The sequence below is a fragment of the Gottschalkiaceae bacterium SANA genome (assembly GCA_036323355.1).
Lineage (GTDB): Bacteria > Bacillota > Clostridia > Tissierellales > GPF-1 > GPF-1.
Window position 1 is genome coordinate 845662 of record AP028876.1, and the last position, 17342, is coordinate 863003.

A 17342-nucleotide genomic window follows, 5' to 3' on the forward strand; every position below is an offset into this window, starting at 1 on the left:
ATGGGAAATCAAGAAAGTAGAGGCCGATTTGCTCCAAGTCCATCGGGACGGATGCATCTGGGAAATGTGTGGGCCATGCTGGCAGCCTGGTTGTCAATGCGGAAACAAGGGGGGACCATGATCCTTCGCATGGAGGATTTGGATCCATCTCGTTCCAAGCAGATCTATGCCGATCAAATGATGGAGGATTTGGCTTGGCTGGGTCTTAGCTATGAAGAGGGACCCGACTGTGGAGGGGCGTATGGCCCTTATACTCAGGAAGAACGGCGAAATTTATACGAAGAAGCAATGAATCGATTAAAGGTGCAGGGGCACCTCTACCCGTGTTATTGTTCAAGGAAAGATTTGCAGGCGGTACGTGCACCCCATCGTGGCGAAGGAGCCAATGCCTATCCTGGAACCTGTAGATATTTATCTGATGAAGAACGAAAACTTCGAGCAGAAAAAAAAGCGCCTGCCATGCGGTTTTTGATGCCGGATCGTGAGGATTGTTTTGTTGATTTGAATTATGGCAAGCAATGTCAGTCGCTGCAATCTGAAACCGGCGATTTTATTCTGCGCCGGTCCGATGGCATTCATGCCTATCAATTGGCTGTAGTGGTGGATGATGCTTTGATGGGGATCACAGAAGTGGTTAGGGGAGCAGACCTTTTATCCTCTAGCCATCGACAACGAATTCTCTATGAAAGCTTGGGCTATTCCTCCCCAAAATTCGGCCATGTACCACTATTGATGGGACGAGATGGGAGACGGATGAGCAAGAGGTTTCAATCCTTGGATTTGGGGCAATTAAAAAGTATAGGCTGGAAACCTGAAGAACTGTGGGGGCTCTTGCTTTTTGAAGCGGGCATGATGGAGAAAGAGGAAGCGGTCACCCTGCAGGAAGCCATTGAAATTTTTTCTTGGGAGACCATGGGGCAGACCGATCTGAAGATTGATCTGCAACGATTGGAACGTTAGGAATGAAAGGGTAAAAAGACGTCACTTTTGTGGCGTCTTTTTGATAAAAAAAGTGTTGCAAGTTTCCTTTTTTGTGCTATTATTATGATCTGATTCAAAATATAGAATGAAACAAAAAACAAAAAATGAGATGAAAAGTTGGAGAAAACATGAGTAAGTTACTGCTGATCATACTGATACAACTTATATACGTGCCATTATTAACCTTGCGCACCATTACCATGGTTAAGAATCTTAAATTGTTAACCACTATTTTCGGATTTCTTGAAGCCTTTACCTATGTATTTGGCTTGGCGATCGTCCTGTCGGGCGAGCAAAATGTAATTGAGATGGTTGTCTATGCCTTAGGATTTGCCTTAGGGCTTTTTGTGGGCATATTTGTCGAACAGAAAATGGCGATTGGTTTTGTTACCCTTTCGGTTAATATTAATCATCCCAATAAAGTCCTTGTCGATCATTTACGATCGTTGGGCTATGGTGTTACTGTTTTTCAAGGAGAAGGGCGTGATGGTGTCCGGTTCCGTTTGGAAATTTTAACAAAAAGGCGAAAAGAAAAGGAATTGTATCGCATTATTGATGAATTTGAGCCAACGGCATTTCTGATTTCCTATGAGCCCAAAACATTCAAAGGTGGTTATTTGTCAGAAATGATGAAACGTCGTTCCAAACAAAAACAAGGGGTAGCTGCAGAGGGGAAAATCAAACCGCATGTTATGAAACGCGGCGTGAATGAAGTGAGAAGAGAAACCGCTGAGTTTTCTAAAACATGGAAGAAATTCTAGCGGTTTTGTGAATGTAGTTGAGCAACAAGAATGGTGTTGCAGAGCATTTGTTTGCTAGTAAGTCGTGATAGGAAAAACGGCCCCTATAAAAGACGGAGCAATATGTAGATTGTCTTTTATGGGGGGCGTTTTTTCATTACGCAATATTATTTTTTCGAAAGTTTCTCGCAGGCGGTAGGTGTGCCTGTTTCGCAGTGATGCTCTTTGCATTCAATGCAATTTCCGTGTCTTGGACACGCAGAAGTACAAGGACAATTGGGATTCAAGTTTGGTTTGGTCATTTTTTTCACCTCCAAATAAAAGAAATCTGATTAGGAGAATAGAGTAGAGGATTGTTCCACAGTCAATTTAGTTAATTTAGCAAAGGAATTGATCAGTCTGTTTTTGACGTATAAGTTTGAATGATTTCCTCGCATATTTCATGAGAGGATAAAGACAGTTCTAAGGGCTCAATTGATTTTTCCGGCGACTCGATATAGCCAAAGAAAGCTTCCATGGTCTGTTTAAATCCTCTTCGTTCAGAAATGGGGGTCCAGTCCTTATGTTTGGATATGGTCTTTTGTCCATTTTTATAATGGTGAACGGTTTCAAGGTCTTCGATAATCCATTTTTCTTGTGTGGCTGAAAACTCGAGCCTCTCTTCGTTGGCCCCAGATTGCCGGTTCATAATTGCCAAGCCAGTCTTGTTTTTTGTTTGAATCATTAGGGAGACATGTTGGAGCTTATGGCCATTCATTTTTACGGTGGAAGTGGTGGTAATAGGTTGCTCCTTAAGCAAGTAGAGAAGGGTATCGACAATATGAATAAAATCATCGTAAATCAACTCACGCAGACCCAATGTTAGGGTTTGGCGATTTTTTTGAATGACAACCAGATCTCCATCAATTTTTGTTAGTGGTTGGATATGAGGAGCAAAACGACGATTGAATCCAACCATAAGCACCAGGTGTTTTTCTTTTGCTAGCGTGCAAAGTTCTCTGCTTTCCAGTATGGATTCAGAGATGGGCTTGTCCACATAAACATGAATATTTGATTCAAGGAAATATCGAATGATTGAAGCATGCGCATTTGTAGCGGCATGAATAAAAACAGCATCAACTTGATCAATTTCAACCAAGTCTGTGTATTTGAGTCTACCGTTTTTGAAGTGGTATTTTGATTGGATTAGGTCTAGGCGTTCTTTGTTTCTTGTACATGGAATGAACTCATGATCAGGAAAAGATGATAATAGCGGCAGGTATGCCTTTTCTGCAATATTTCCAAGTCCGATTACGCCAATTTTCATATTTCCGCTCCTTTTTGTTTTCAAAAATTTTGTGAGATTTCGTTCTCTAGTGAACAGGCAAAGCCTAGGCTCTTATATTTTTACGGCTCGTTAGTATCCAATATACGGCAAGAATACCCACCGTATATGCGAGGAGATCACTCCATAAAAAACCTTGCCCGAGGATGAGTTTTCCAGGTATTGTTCTTCTAATTTGCTTTATCCATTGAGCTTGATACAATTGACTAAACTCGATGAGATAACAGAGTAAAAGACTCATTGCGGCTACAGTGCGATTCGTTTTTTTCACATGGATGAACTTTACCATAAAGAAAATTAAAATACCGTAAAGTGCATCGCCGATCCATAAAGGGACAAAGGTGATTGCTCTTGAAGCCAGTCCCAAAAGGATGGTGAAGTTTATCCAGAGCAAAGCATTAATTCTTGTTTTATCCATAAAATTCCTCTCCGTCTCACGTCGACATCCATTTTCTGTTTCTATTCTATTCCAAATCAAAACAAGTATAAATAAGTTTCTCTGCTTTGCAGTTCATTGTATGAAAAAACAGGAACATCCAGCCTTGGATATCCCTGTTAGCGTACCCGTCTTCTATTTTGAATATGGTGAAGAAACAGATCCCAATCGTCGGATGAGTTTGATGTAATAGGTCACACTTTTAAGAACCGAGTCGACGGGTATTCGCTCATTGTTACTGTGAATCAGGTTCAATTCCTCCTGGGTGATTTCCATGGGTGCAAAGCGCAATACATTATCACAAATTGCATGGAAGTGTCTGGAATCTGTACCTGCAATCATCAAATATGGTGAGACCACCGCTTGAGGCCAAATATCTAAAATTGTATCTTCAAGGGCTCTAAATGCATTGGATTGTAGTGGCGAAATGGGTGAAGCTTCTCTTCCATTTAGCACTTGAATGGTGTGAGGAACTTTTACCAAGCTGCTGATGTGGTTGATGGTGGAATCCATGGTATCGGTATTCAAAATGCGTGCATTGATGCCAATGGTGCCTTTTGGCGGCAAAACATTATAGGCTTTCGAGCCTTCCAACACAGTGACGGCAGTGGTCGTTCGAATGAGGGCATTCATTTGCCCACCCTGTTTTTTGAAAAGGATTGTCAACAAGGGTTTGAATAGCCACATATTCGCAAAGATGATTTTGTAGCCAAAAGTGGAATGGCGACCCAATCGGTTGAACATCTCCAATACGGGTTCCATAAATACTGGCTTCATGGTTTTATTTTCCAAGTCAGCCATCAATTTGCCCATAGCACCGGTTATGCCATGGCGAGGGGGAGCGGAAGCGTGTCCGCCCTTGCTTTCAAATTGTACTTGCAGATCAATATAGCCTTTTTCGCCTAGACCGATTACAGCGGTCTGTTTATTGACCCCTGGGAAGATGCCGTCTTTTATCACAACACCGCCTTCATCTAATACCATTTGTGGTTTTATCCCTTTGTTTTTCAAATGGTTGACAATGGCTGATGCGGATTCTCCACTGATTTCTTCATCGCCCGAAAAGGAAAAGTAGATGTCTTGACTGGGAACAAAGCCTTCCTTGATCAAGTGCTCTGCAGATTCCATGACACTAAGCAGGGTGCATTTTGTATCGAGGGTACCCCGGCCCCAGACAATGCCGTCAATGACGGCTGCTTCAAAAGGGGGAACATCCCATGCTGATTCCTCGGCAGGCACCACATCGTAGTGGGACATCAAAACGATAGGATCTTCTTGTGATGTGCCTTTCCAATGATAGAGTATACCGGTTTCTCCAAGATATTGGCAGGTGCAGTTTTTGTTGACTTCTGGGTAAAGAGAGACCAAAGATTTTTGAAAGGCTTGGAATGCTGCCAAGTCTGTTTGGTTTTTATCGATATGAGAAACTGTTTTATGGCGCAAGAGTTGTCTGAAGTGTTCAATGATTTGTTCACCATCTAAGACTTCTTCTGGCGTTTGCTCAATTGTCGTTTGAAGGGGTTGAAATAGAATTGCTCGTGCCAAAAGAACGACTATCAGAATACATAGCAAAAGTAATGGAATCATAAGACACCTCGCTTATACATGATACGCGCGCTTACAATGGCGATGATTGCACCAACAGGGACAAACATGGAAACGGCAGAGGCTAAAGATGGGATCAAAGAGAAAATGACAACCATAAAAATCAGTGGGATGGCTGCAATCTTCGCATTCTTGCTGACATAGACGACAGCCAGTCCGCCAAACAAGGCAGGTAAAATTTGATCAAAGGCAGGTTTTAAGAGCTCTGAATTTAAAATCGGTGTGAGGGGTGCCATCATAAAGACGCCGATTGCGATAATGATCACCGTCACGATAGAACTGGTGGCAACCGCAAGGGTAGAGATGATTTCGCCTTCTTTGCTACCCTGTTTGTAACCCGAATTTTCCAGTGCCATCAAGGTACATGGAACCTTTAAATTGGTGAGGTTTCCTGTTACAAAACCCAGATAGGAACCGCCAGTACCCAACATGGGGGTAAAGGTGATGATCTCAATTAAAGCAACTGTCCAGAAAATTGGTGCGACGCCGAGTAGTCCTTTTGCAACATCTTTAAAGACTGGATGTACGTCATAATAGGCACCAACAACGATCGGTACCGCCAACATAAACAAAAAGGTGAGCCCCATCCATAGGCGACCATAACGATGGGTTTGTTCGATAAAGAGATCCTTTGATTCATGTGATTCTTGTCGATTTATGGGTTTTCTCATTTCAGCTGTATTTTTCATATTATCCTCCTATGATCCCGGTGATGAAGATGGAGAAAGCCATCCCACTCAACATAGAGATTGGCAGTGCATAATCTTCCAGTGCCTTCACTTTATACTTCTTAAGGAGCAGACCGATGACGATCATAACTGCCGCTGAAAACATCATGACAAATACACTGATAAAGCCGACTAATCCTTGTGAAACATCTTTAAAGACGACCCCTAGAAAAGCGCTGATCATGCCCATAAAGAGTGCAGTCATAAAATGCTCGCTCCAGACTGGGTCTCTTTTTTTGATGACGGACATGCCGGTTTGAAACTTCTTTAAGAATAAAGGAATGAGGAGCATGCTGGGAATGATGCCAAGTGTCATAACCCAAAGAATGGTCACATAGATCTGACCGGAAGAAATGGCTTCAGAAATGGAGATACCCATTGTAGCAGCCGCAGAAGCCGCTGCTGTCAACTCGTAAGTAATGGCACCCAGAATTGATAAACGCAGCCAGGGGAGTGGCAGTCCCAAAAACTTGGAAAGTGTAATCACCCCAAGTAAAATGGATACGGCGGGTGCTACGGTAAAGGCGATGCTGGTTTTTACCGTTCGCATTAAAACTTTTTTCTCCATACCCATCCTGATTCCTTCTTGGTATGCCCTCATTAGGAAAAATATTGCCTGACATAAAACGAATACGATAAAAGTGCCTGATACGATAAATAAAAATGCGCTGTTTAAATTAAACATCCTTTCCTCCTATCCAAAGTTTTTCTATTCTTTCGAAACATTCATCCAGCAAATCAATGGCATGATTGACTTCGTTTTGCATAATACTATCTTCAATTTCTTGAAACAATCGACTAACCTCTTTGGAATCGATACAGCATGCGGCAACATTCAAAATGCCCGTACGGAATTCATTGATCAACATGGGATAAACACCATTGCCGCATTGGCGGCAGTAGTCGAAAAAGAGATCAAAATAATCTTCTGCAGTATGTAATCTGATTTCAGTCGCTTGTTTTTCAATGGATTCAAAGCAGCGAAGGACATTTTTAAAATTGTCCTTAATGAAGATCAGCATGTCGTGATTGAACTTTCTAGAGAGGACTTCCTTACTCTGCTGGCTGATCTCCTCGATGAGGCTAAGACGGCCTGACACTTTAAAATCAAGAATCTGGATGCCTTTGCGTGGTCGTATGATCAAAACGCCTTTGTCTTCAAGTCGAATGATGGCTTTATGAACCACTGGACGACTACAATCGTACTTGATTGCTAATTGCCGTTCGGGTTGCATCATTTGACCAGCTTGTAATTGACCGGATAAAATTTCGTTTAAAATACGTTGTTCCACTTGCAATTCTTTAGACATAAGAACCTCCTGTGGTATTACCACACTGTAATTTTATGTCAAGCAAGGTCAAGGGTCAAGGGTATTCAATTTGTTGTTGGGATACACAAAGGATACATCGGTTAGTTATGATAGATTGAGAAATCAAATCAGAATCAAATCGATTGTGCGAGAGAAAGAAGTAAAAACTAGCTTGTGATCTTAGTTTCAGCTAAGAATCGTTACCGGTGGCAAAGAGAATTTTGTGTCAAGTAGGTATGACGAAAGGATAGGATGGAGATTATGATGAAGAAAAAAATGATTGTGGTCGTGATGGTCGGCATTGCTCTGCTTCTTGTTGGATTGGGTGTGTCGAAAGTATTTGGACTTGGATTTAAGAAGGTTGCAGTCGAAGAACTCGATGTGCCTGGATGGAGAATGGAGCAAAGTATAAGCAACCCTAATTACGAGTTCTATAAAGATGAGTACGATATTGTTCGCAACACGGATGCCTTAAGCGGGGCTGCTAAGAAATATTACAGCAAATACATGGACTACAAGGCGCCAAACGGCAAGGCCATTCGATTGCTTGCCATGGATCAAGTGAAGGATGAACAACTTTTATATGCTCATAGCATCCTGAGTTTTTATTTATCAAGCAATGAGAATATTGATAAAACATCGATAGCAAATCAAATGGCTGATAGCCATACAGTTTTAATCATTCCTAATGGGGCTGATCGCGATGGGAAAACACCCATGGCTGCAATGGCGCTTGGTCAAAACTTGAATCAAATGGAGATTGCAAATGTCGGTTCTAAATGGTATATCGACTGTGACTACCAACATCGAGATGCATCCTTTGAAGAAATTTTTCATATGGTTCATGATTATGGGGTTGGAACAAGGCAAAATCCAGGTGCAGATCCAGCAATAGCAGAAATGATTGGGCTTGCAAAGGATCACGCTCTTCCTCTTAGGGAGTCTGACTGGGGGAAAAAGGGGCTATGGGGATTTAATAGCGTGAATTGGCTCAAAGAACTGTCTAAAGAAGGAAGTCTGGAACAAGAGTATATTGTATCGGTCATCGACAGTTATTATGGGTTATGGGATTCATGGGCAGATGGCCAAGGTGGAATGTGGGGAATTTACTGCGCAAAAAACAGAAAGGAAATCGCTGAGAAAGACCCCAAGGGAAAAGCCATAGTTGACTATTTTTTGAATGAAAATATTGACCAAATGCTGAGAGTAGATCCATCCTTTGAGGGTGAGTTTTTTATGACTCAGGAGGAAAGCAAACCCTATACGACAAAGTCACAGTATTTGCAGAAGATCAGCCTTACCGGCAGTAAGGATAGTGCCCTTTCAGCAAACGAGCTGGATAATACTTTAATGGGAAATAGTGGATTTAATCGAATCGATGGTAAATCAGGTAATGATGTTGTACAATTCCGTGGTCATTCAGGCCAATACACAATTGTGCAGAAAAATAGTGAAATTGTGGTAACCGATCAAGTTCAAGGGAGAGACGGAGTGAATACACTGATCAATATCGAGCTGCTAAGATTCACTGACAAAGATCTAAAAATGGAAGAACACTCAATGTAAGTAAGCATAGTCGCCTCTAGGAAAAGAACTGCCTCGTAAAAATAGGGACAGTTCTTTTCCTATGGGCTGATGGGTACAAGATTCGTGACCATTTCATTCGATGCATAGCTGCTGACGGTGTGATAAAATGAGAATACGTATTTGTATGTGGCAGGAAGAGAAAGAAAGGGGAAATGGATTGATGAAGGCGATTTTAGTTGCAGATGATGAGAAAAAGATTCGGGAGTTTATCCGTTTTTTTTTGGAGAGAGAAGGATATTCTGTGATCGAAGCGAGTAACGGCAAAGAGGCTGTTGCATGTCTGCGTGAAAAGGAAGTTTCATTGATCATACTAGACTTGTTGATGCCCGAAATGAATGGTTTTGAGGCATGTGAATCCATACGAACATTTTCTGATGTTCCGATATTGATGCTGACTGCAGTGGAAGGCGAACAAGATCATATCGATGGCTATACGGCAGGAGCGGATGACTATATCACAAAACCTTTCAAAATTAAAATTTTATTGGCAAAGATCAATCGAATCCTCGGCAAGAACAACCAGGGATTTTTACAGGTACAGGAGCTCAAAATCAATTTTGAAAGTAAGCAAGTAATGGTGGAGGAAAGTCAAGTTGTGCTTGCGCCAAAAGAGTATGAACTCTTGGAGTATATGGTTGCCAATAAGAATATTGTCTTGTCGCGAGAGCGAATATTAGAATATGTATGGGGATACGATTTTGAAGGTGGAACCCGCGTTGTAGATAATCATATTAAAAAGTTGAGAGGAAAATTGGATTCTTTTAGCAGACGAATTAAAACGGTTGTTGGGTCTGGTTATAAGATTGAGGGATGAAGATGAGGAAAAGTATCGTTAGAAAGGTATTTATATCGATTGTTTCAATATTAACGGTGACCCTATGTTTGCAAGTATTCTTTCAAATGACGATTATGCCAAAGCTGTATGTTGTTATGAAATCAAGAGAAACAGAAAAACAATTCTTGACCTTTGTTGAGGATTATCGAAATGATGTTTGGACAAAAGAAGAGCTAAATGCATTAACAGAAGAATATCGAACAAGCACCGCGTCCCCAATTCTGGTGTTGGATCAAAATCTTGTTATCCAGAATGATCGCTTTTTTGAAAGGATGAACTATATTGTTGTGGAGAGTGGAAATAAACGAATAAAAGTCCTAATTGGTAATCGTGTTGATGAAGAGGGACGTTTATTTCCTGAGTTTGCAGAGTTGACAATGTTCAGCCATGTTGAAGTGAAAGGGGGCATGCTACATGGCGACCAGGTCATGCTCTTAGATTACGACTTGGACAGCCCATTAATTCAAGATGAAATTCACTTGTCTGGGACTATTGTTCAGACCCATTACATCAGGCGTGATCAAGGGGTATACAGTTATCAGTCAGACAAATTACTAAGAGAAGCAGGCACTTTTTTTGCAGAGAATGCCGGCAAGGATGAAGAGGGTACCTTTCGGGAGACGGAGACCGGTTTAGATATTCGTATTCGTGCACAAGAGCAGCCCGATCAGTCTTGGGTGATTGGGCTATTTACGATAGAAGATATATCTGAGACTTTTTTAGTTTTGAATAATTACTATATCTATATTTTTGGTCTTCAATTGTTGCTTTTTGCCATGCTGGCAATGGTCTACTCCCGTTGGATTACCAAACCCTTGCGTGTGCTTTCCAAAGAGGCTGACAGAATTTCTCATTTGGATTTTTCCCAGGAAAGTCAGGTCCGTACCGGAGATGAATTGGAAGATCTTTCCCATAGCTTGAATCGAATATCAAAAAATATGGAAAAAAATATTGCATTATTAAAAGAAGACGCACAAAAAAAAGAAGCAAACGAACAACGTATGCGCGAGCTATTGGCCAACCTTTCTCATGAATTCAAAACGCCTTTGGGTATTATGTCGGGTTTTCTAGAGATGCTGGAAGTAACGGATGACAATAAAACTTATTATATTCAAACCATAGCAGAGGAGATTGACAAGTTAAATGGACTTACGAAAGAGACTCTCTTACTCTGTGAAAGCGAAGGTGGATCCACGCAGTTAAACATGGAAGTGCAAAGTTTTGGTGAATTTGTGAATCTGGAGAAGTTTGAGCGTCAAATCGAAGAGAAAAACTTGCGGGTAATTCATCGGATTCAAGACGCGCTGGTTATATGCGACGCTAGAAAAATACAAATCGTGATTGATAATTTAATGAGCAATGCAATCAAGTATTCACCGGCGGGAGAGTCTATCATAATCGAGTCACTTATTGCAGACCATGAATTGAGCGTATCAATTAAAAACACTGGTTCAAACTTATCGGATGAAGAAATGACCAGGGTTTGGGAGAAATACTACAGGACGGAAAAATCCAGAAATAAACGCTATGGCGGGAATGGGATTGGTCTCACCATTGTAAGAAATATTTTAGAAAAGCATAGAAGTGAGTTTGGCGTAGTCAGTGAAAACAATGCAGTTGTTTTTTTCTTTACTTTGCCAATCGTTCAAGACGAGGAACTAAAGTAAGCGGAAGATGCGTGGAGGGGAGACTATGGTTATAATTGTCGCAGGTCATTCAAGGTCTGGTAAATCAACAATCGCTAAAAGAATTGCAGCTGAGATGCAAATGAATTATATTCCTTTTGATAGCTTGATTTCTACCTTGGAGAATTTGTATCCAGAAATCGGCATTCTACATTTGGACGAGAATCGTTCTTTTAGTAAAAAACTTGCGGGGTTTGTCGATGAATTCATCACACATATTTCCTATGAAGAAATTGATGTTGTGATCGATTTGTATCAATTGTTTCCGGAAGATTATATCAGTATGAAAAATAAGCAAGAGACTGAGATCCTTTATATCGGTTCCACTCATGTAAATGCCGAGGAAAAATTAGTAGATCTTCGACGTTTTGAGCGAAAGAAGGATTGGACACGAGATGTTAACGACGATGAGATGAAGAAAATTTTAGAAGGATTCTTGGCTGAGGGCATTTTGATGGAAAAGCAATGTAGTCAATGGGGGCTTCCTTTTGTTGATAGCAGTCATCGCTTTGATGAGGCCATTGAGGAAAGCGTAGGATACTTGCGAAAAGTGATCGAAGCGAGACGGTAATCAAAGCAATTGATTCAATGTTCCATTAGAAAGGAAGTTTTCGACTGGGTATAGAATAGATAGTAATGAAATCAGAGTATAGAAAAACTTTATGCGTTGTGAGAATAAGGAGGTGGTTTGAAGATGAATTTGATAATTAATGGAATAACGAATTCGAATTTCAGTGAGTTTGAAACAAAATTGGAAGAGATGGATCGTAAGGATTTGGTGTACTTCAAGCTAAGAGAACTTAATATCAACTATTGTCAGGGTTGTTGGGATTGTTGGGTGAAGACACCGGGGATATGTGCCCTGAAAGATGACTATGAGCAGATTTTGTCTCGAATTCCTTCAGCAGATCAACTAACCATAATTACGCCCATTCTTGCAGGGTATGAATCTTCATTGATTAAGAAGTTCAAAGATCGCTTGATCCCGATGATTCATCCATACATAGAGAGTTATCAAGGAGAACAGCATCATAGACGGAGATACGATAAATTGCCTGATATCAAGGTGATTGTGCTTGAGGATGAGGATACAACGGATGAAGACATTGCCATATTGACAGAGCTTTATGAAAGAACGTCCTTTAATCTTAGGAATAAATTGATTGAGCTTGTCCGAATTAAGGAAGGAGCTGAATTTGAACATGTCTTTACTCATATTTAATGGCAGTCCCAGAGGTGAAAAGAGTAATTCTGATATCATTATTTCATGGTTTGTGGAAGGTTTTGAAACACCATCAACGATGTATCTGAAGAAAGTGAAGCAGCATGAAAGCTTTATTGAGAAGGCAAGATCATTTGATCAGCTTTTATTTGTGTTTCCTCTTTATGTCGATGGAATGCCTGCTCAAGTCAAGGTGTTTTTTGAAAAGATGGGTGAGAATAAAGAGATTTTTAAGGACAAGAAGGTATCATTCATTATTCATTCGGGATTTTCAGAAGCCATCCATTCTAAAAATTTGGAAAAATATTTAATGCGATTTGTAGAGATTATGGAAATGAAAAACTATGGCGTTTTTATTATACCGGGCAGTGAGGGGTTTAGAATTATGCCACCTAGAATGACAGCTAAAAAAGCACGGAAAGTAGCCAATATTGGTCGGTTGTATCAAATGGATAAACCATTTCATAAAGAGGATCAAGCCGCATTAGAAGGACCTTTGGTACAAAATAAAACAAAAGTGGCATGGTTTAAAGTGATGAAGAAACTAGGGCTTACGAATTTCTATTGGAATCAACAATTAAAGAAGAATAACGCTTTTGAAAAACGATTTGATGCGCCTTATCGGTAAGAATAAGGGATAAAAAATAACGAGATATAAATTATGGAAGTCAAGAGGAGCCTCGAAATTGAGGCTCCTCTTGATTTTTACATTAATTGTTACCGTTATTCATAGTTTTCTATGGATATGATTTCTGCTTGGTAATTATCTTCTATAAATCGAATAATGCGATTAAAGATCTGTTGGTTTAATTGATTGTTGTTGCTTACAATCGCTATGCCTAAAGTCGTCTTATTCAATAGATCGTAGTCTTCCACTTCTGAGATGCTTACATTAAATTTTCGATGGGTTTTGGCAACGATGCTTTTGACGACACTTCTTTTATCCTTTAGTGAGAATGAATCGAAAATCCGAATTTCGATTTTATTAGATTTTACAAACATATTTTCACCTCTATTTTGCATTCGTTACTATAACTATAACCTGATTCTGGTTCAATTTGAACGGTTAAGTTGAAAATAGTAAGGGAAAAACAAATCGATTTTATATGAATCTATAGGTTGCCTTGCTAGCTGGAGTGAAATATGAAGAAAATAGATTGTGAGCCATTGATTCCCATGAATCGGGTATTCATATTATAACTCATTATAGAGAGAGGCATTTCATTTGATTGTAAAGGGAGACTAGAATCAAATTATGTAAGAATTCAAGTTGAGTAAGGAAGGAGCAAGCTATGAGCAAGCCTGTCATTCGAACTAGTAAAAATGGCCCCTATGTCGTGCAATATGCAAAAAAACTGACAGAGTCAAGAGGTTCGGCGGTTGAAATCAAGGATCAAGCCATCGCTTTATGTCGCTGCGGGCAGTCAAAAAACAAGCCTTTTTGCGATGGAACACATGGTAAAATTCAATTTGATTCCAGAAAGAAGGATGATCGAGTTCCCCGATTGCTTGAAACGTATATAGGAAAAGAAATTATCATTCACGATGATCGTGGTATATGCTCCCATGCGGGGTATTGTACCGATGGATTACCCAAAGTTTTTCGTATGGGAATAGAACCCTGGATTGATCCAGATGGAGAAAGCATGGAAAAGATTATTGAGACTATAGAAAAATGTCCTTCTGGAGCACTTAGTTACACGATCGATGGAGTTAAAGTCGATGATTTTTCCAAAGAACCAACTCTTGAGATCAGTGAAGATGGACCCTATTATGTGGGGGGGGACATTGAACTGATCGACGAAGATCATCCACAAACCATGAATCATTATGCTCTTTGTCGATGTGGTCATTCCACGAATAAACCCTTCTGCAATGGACAACACTGGTACAAAAGATTCGAAGACAAGGGACTTGTTGCTGAATCGAAGGAATGCACTTGCTCAGACCAAGAAGCTTTCGACAATAAGGTTGGCGCAATTCAAAATTTAGCAAGAACGGGGAAAAGTGAAAATTCTGCCATGAGAACACAAGAAACCTTTCTGGATTTTAAATCCATTATGTTTAAAGGAGCTCAGTTAGATCCCATGCCTTTAAATGGTGAGGTGAAAGTTGATCTAACAACGATCATTGGGAAGCAGGCAAAGAAACCCTTAGTGATGTCTATTCCATTTTATGTTTCCCATATGTCTTTTGGTGCTATCTCACGTGAAGCGAAAATTGCATTGGCAAAAGGAACAAGCTTAGTTGATACGGCCATGTCTTCCGGTGAAGGTGGTATGCTGCCTGAATCGAGAGCCGCTGCCAAGACCTATATTTATGAGTTGGGTACGGCTGCATTTTCGCATGATGACCAAATCATTCGACAAGCAGATGCTGTGGAAATCAAAATTGGTCAAGCGGTAAAACCGGGACTTGGCGGTCACTTGCCCATCGAGAAAATTACCCCTGAGATTGCAAAAATCCGTGGCTTAAAAGCAGGTGAAGCATCGGTATCTCCCGGTAGGTTTTCAGGTGTAGATACAATAGAAGACTTGATTGAAATGGTTGCCCATATTCGCCAAGTAACAGGGGGCGTGCCTGTGGGTATTAAGTTTTCAGCGGGTCATATCGAAGCGGATTTGAAACAAGCACTTCAAGCTAACCCTGACTTCATCACCATTGACTGTCGAGGAGGCGCAACGGGGTCTTCTCCAAAATTTTTGAAAGACAATGTAGGCGTCCCTGCCATTTATGCCATTACAAGAGCAAGAAAGTACTTGGATCTTGTCGAGAGCAAGGTAAGTCTTTGCATTACCGGAGGCTTTCGAGATGCAGCCGATATCGCCAAGGGTTTGGCACTTGGGGCGGATGCGATTGCCCTTGCGACAGCATCCTTAATCGCCATAGGCTGTATGCAGTCTAAGGTTTGCCATACAGGAACCTGCCCTGCCGGAATCGCAACACAAGATGAAAATCTGAGAGCCTTGTTTGATGAAGAAAAAGCGCTGCTTCAATTTCAAAATTTCTATAGCGCTACAGCAAAAGAATTGCAAGTTTTTGCACGGTCAAATGGGAAAGATTGTATTCATGACTTGAATTTCGATGATTTGGTGACCGATAGTTCGGAAGTGTCTAGACACACAGATCTGACTCATATGTAATGCGTCTGTCGTATGAGAAAAAGAAACTGGCAGCTAAGGCTACCGGTTTCTTTGTATATGGAAGTGAACAATAAAAGGATTGCGGCTTAAGACTCTACGGAGCGTAGATAGCAAAATGAAAGTTACTCTGCTATATTTAGTATAGAGAGAAAAGAGGATGAAAGTTAATGAATGCAATTTAGGAGAAAAAGATGGATTGTTTAAAGATCGGCGAATTGATTCGAAGCCTGCGTAAAGAAAAAGAAATGACGCAAAATGACCTAGCTAATCAATTAAATATCAGTGATAAAACCATTTCAAAATGGGAGCGTGGTTTGGGTTGCCCTGATATTACGTTGATTGCAGAGCTATCAGAAATCCTTGGCGTAGACCTGGCCCATATGTTAAAAGGGGATTTACTGGAAAGTGACATGGTAGGAGGAAGTATGAAAAATTCAACGTTTTATGTATGCCCGACATGTGGGAATATAACAGTATCCACAGGAGATGCGAGTGTTAGCTGTTGTGGCAGAAAAATGGAGGTGCAAACCCCTCAAAAGGCAAGTGACGATAAAAAACTGAATGTAGTCTTGGAAGAGGGAAAATGGTATATCACCAGCAATCATCCTATGGCCAAGGATCACTATATTTCATTTGTAGCCTATCTAGTAGGGGGAGGCATGCAACTCGTGAAACTCTATCCGGAGTGGGACATGCATCTTCGAATGACTAAACAAGGCCATGGGAAATTTGTGTGGTATAGCACAAAGGAAGGACTCTTTTATCAGTTGATTTAGTGGTAGAATGATATATTTTCAGGTATATTTACAGGTTAATAAAGGGATCGAAAGAGTACAGCATTCTTAGGATGCTGTACTTTTTTCAGCGGGAGCTGTGAAGAGGATATAGGTGTATTTGGTACTTTAAAGACCGGACTTTGTATCGTTGAGATTGGCTAATATGGTGAACTCATTTAAGTTATCATTGAATGTTGTGATTGAAATGTAATATATTAACAAGTAGAAGGATGTGAGCCTATGATTGAACTTGCAATATGTGATGATGAAGTCAAAGAGATTGAACACACTCAAGCCATGATTATGCAGTATATCAATAAACATCCCCAATACGACATAAAAATTCACTCTTTTTCTGCGCCATTGGAGCTCTTGTCCTTTGTGGAGGAAAATGGTGGTTTTGATGTGTTACTCCTAGATATCTATATGGCTGGCATAAAGGGGATCGATCTAGCTAGGGAGCTTCGTACCCTTGGTGATGAGGGCGAGATCATCTTTCTTACGACGTCCCGCAACCATTCCCTAGAAGCTTTTGAAGTGAATGCTGCACAATATTTGGTAAAGCCATATGGAAAAGAATCTTTTTTTTCTGCCTTGGATCAGGTGATGCGACGGATTGAAGTCGATCGAAGAGCGGTGATCGTTTTAAAGACTTCGGAAGGGATTTCTCGCATTGCGCCTAGGGATGTTGTGTATACGGAGACCAGTCGGAACAACTATCAGTTGATTCATGCCATTCAAGGTCAAAAAATGGAGGTTCGCATGACATCCGCAGAGCTTTTTGCATTGCTTTCTGTCAATAAGTTTTTTATCAGATGCGGAGCTTCCTTGAATTTGAATTTAAAATATATTCGTCAGATTTCCAAAAAGTTGATTTTTTTTGATACAGGAGACCAGATTGCATATCCCTACAGGTCTTATAAAAAGCTCAAAGAGGAGTTTTTACATTTTCAAATGTAGGCCTAGTGGA

The 17342-nt window shown here is 40.5% G+C and carries 18 protein-coding genes; 11 read left to right on the top strand and 7 right to left on the bottom strand.

Annotated features, from left to right (window positions below):
- Both gluQRS and AC25CA_RS04135 read left to right on the top strand, forming a co-directional pair.
- Positions 1–960 carry a tRNA glutamyl-Q(34) synthetase GluQRS gene (gene gluQRS / locus AC25CA_RS04130; protein ID WP_486815780.1) on the top strand — a complete coding sequence of 320 codons (960 nt, stop codon included), beginning with the start codon at positions 1–3 and terminating at the stop codon, positions 958–960.
- A gap of 149 nt (positions 961–1109) precedes the next feature.
- A complete protein-coding gene (locus tag AC25CA_RS04135) occupies positions 1110–1742 on the top strand; it encodes a DUF2179 domain-containing protein (protein ID WP_486815781.1) in 633 nt (210 codons plus the stop codon).
- Between the two features lie 373 nt (positions 1743–2115).
- On the opposite strand, the gene AC25CA_RS04140 is transcribed toward AC25CA_RS04135, so the two are convergent.
- The 6 genes from AC25CA_RS04140 to AC25CA_RS04165 all read right to left on the bottom strand — a co-directional run bounded on the left by AC25CA_RS04140 (position 2116) and on the right by AC25CA_RS04165 (position 7124).
- Complete coding sequence (locus tag AC25CA_RS04140) at positions 2116–3027, bottom strand: Gfo/Idh/MocA family protein (protein ID WP_486815782.1); 912 nt, start codon at positions 3025–3027, stop codon at positions 2116–2118.
- 64 nt (positions 3028–3091) lie between these two features.
- Complete coding sequence (locus AC25CA_RS04145; RefSeq protein WP_486815783.1) at positions 3092–3463, bottom strand: ribosomal maturation YjgA family protein; 372 nt, start codon at positions 3461–3463, stop codon at positions 3092–3094.
- 153 nt (positions 3464–3616) lie between these two features.
- A complete protein-coding gene (locus AC25CA_RS04150; RefSeq protein WP_486815784.1) occupies positions 3617–5068 on the bottom strand; it encodes a M20/M25/M40 family metallo-hydrolase in 1452 nt (483 codons plus the stop codon).
- Positions 5065–5775: a hypothetical protein gene (locus tag AC25CA_RS04155; protein ID WP_486815785.1), complete on the bottom strand. Its 711-nt coding sequence runs from the start codon at positions 5773–5775 to the stop codon at positions 5065–5067. The genes AC25CA_RS04150 and AC25CA_RS04155 overlap by 4 nt, the downstream gene beginning before the upstream one ends.
- Position 5776: 1 nt before the next feature.
- Positions 5777–6499, bottom strand: coding sequence for a DUF5058 family protein (locus AC25CA_RS04160; RefSeq protein WP_486815786.1), 723 nt, complete (start codon positions 6497–6499; stop codon positions 5777–5779).
- On the bottom strand, positions 6492–7124 hold the full coding sequence (locus AC25CA_RS04165) for a GntR family transcriptional regulator (RefSeq protein WP_486815787.1): 633 nt from the start codon (positions 7122–7124) through the stop codon (positions 6492–6494). The genes AC25CA_RS04160 and AC25CA_RS04165 overlap by 8 nt, the downstream gene beginning before the upstream one ends.
- A gap of 261 nt (positions 7125–7385) precedes the next feature.
- Between AC25CA_RS04165 and AC25CA_RS04170 the strand changes: the two genes are divergently transcribed.
- The 6 genes from AC25CA_RS04170 to AC25CA_RS04195 all read left to right on the top strand — a co-directional run bounded on the left by AC25CA_RS04170 (position 7386) and on the right by AC25CA_RS04195 (position 13081).
- Positions 7386–8690, top strand: coding sequence for a hypothetical protein (locus AC25CA_RS04170; protein ID WP_486815788.1), 1305 nt, complete (start codon positions 7386–7388; stop codon positions 8688–8690).
- 127 nt (positions 8691–8817) lie between these two features.
- Complete coding sequence (locus tag AC25CA_RS04175; RefSeq protein ID WP_486815789.1) at positions 8818–9525, top strand: response regulator transcription factor; 708 nt, start codon at positions 8818–8820, stop codon at positions 9523–9525.
- A gap of 2 nt (positions 9526–9527) precedes the next feature.
- Positions 9528–11213 (top strand): sensor histidine kinase, encoded by a 1686-nt coding sequence (locus tag AC25CA_RS04180; protein ID WP_486815790.1) that lies wholly within the window; start codon positions 9528–9530, stop codon positions 11211–11213.
- Positions 11214–11238: 25 nt separating this feature from the next.
- On the top strand, positions 11239–11802 hold the full coding sequence (locus tag AC25CA_RS04185) for a hypothetical protein (protein ID WP_486815791.1): 564 nt from the start codon (positions 11239–11241) through the stop codon (positions 11800–11802).
- 123 nt (positions 11803–11925) lie between these two features.
- On the top strand, positions 11926–12453 hold the full coding sequence (locus tag AC25CA_RS04190) for a flavodoxin family protein (RefSeq protein WP_486815792.1): 528 nt from the start codon (positions 11926–11928) through the stop codon (positions 12451–12453).
- Complete coding sequence (locus AC25CA_RS04195; protein ID WP_486815793.1) at positions 12434–13081, top strand: flavodoxin family protein; 648 nt, start codon at positions 12434–12436, stop codon at positions 13079–13081. Before AC25CA_RS04190 ends, AC25CA_RS04195 begins: the two co-directional genes overlap by 20 nt.
- Before the next feature lie 95 nt (positions 13082–13176).
- Here AC25CA_RS04195 and AC25CA_RS04200 read toward each other — a convergent pair whose 3' ends face one another.
- Positions 13177–13455, bottom strand: coding sequence for a DUF503 domain-containing protein (locus tag AC25CA_RS04200; RefSeq protein ID WP_486815794.1), 279 nt, complete (start codon positions 13453–13455; stop codon positions 13177–13179).
- 290 nt (positions 13456–13745) lie between these two features.
- On the opposite strand from AC25CA_RS04200, the gene AC25CA_RS04205 reads away from it, so the two are divergent.
- The 3 genes from AC25CA_RS04205 (at position 13746) to AC25CA_RS04215 (ending at position 17332) form a co-directional block, all read left to right on the top strand.
- Positions 13746–15596, top strand: coding sequence for a glutamate synthase-related protein (locus AC25CA_RS04205; RefSeq protein ID WP_486815795.1), 1851 nt, complete (start codon positions 13746–13748; stop codon positions 15594–15596).
- 191 nt (positions 15597–15787) lie between these two features.
- Complete coding sequence (locus tag AC25CA_RS04210) at positions 15788–16372, top strand: helix-turn-helix domain-containing protein (protein ID WP_486815796.1); 585 nt, start codon at positions 15788–15790, stop codon at positions 16370–16372.
- Positions 16373–16612: 240 nt separating this feature from the next.
- Positions 16613–17332 carry a LytR/AlgR family response regulator transcription factor gene (locus AC25CA_RS04215; RefSeq protein WP_486815797.1) on the top strand — a complete coding sequence of 240 codons (720 nt, stop codon included), beginning with the start codon at positions 16613–16615 and terminating at the stop codon, positions 17330–17332.
- Positions 17333–17342 lie beyond the last annotated feature (10 nt).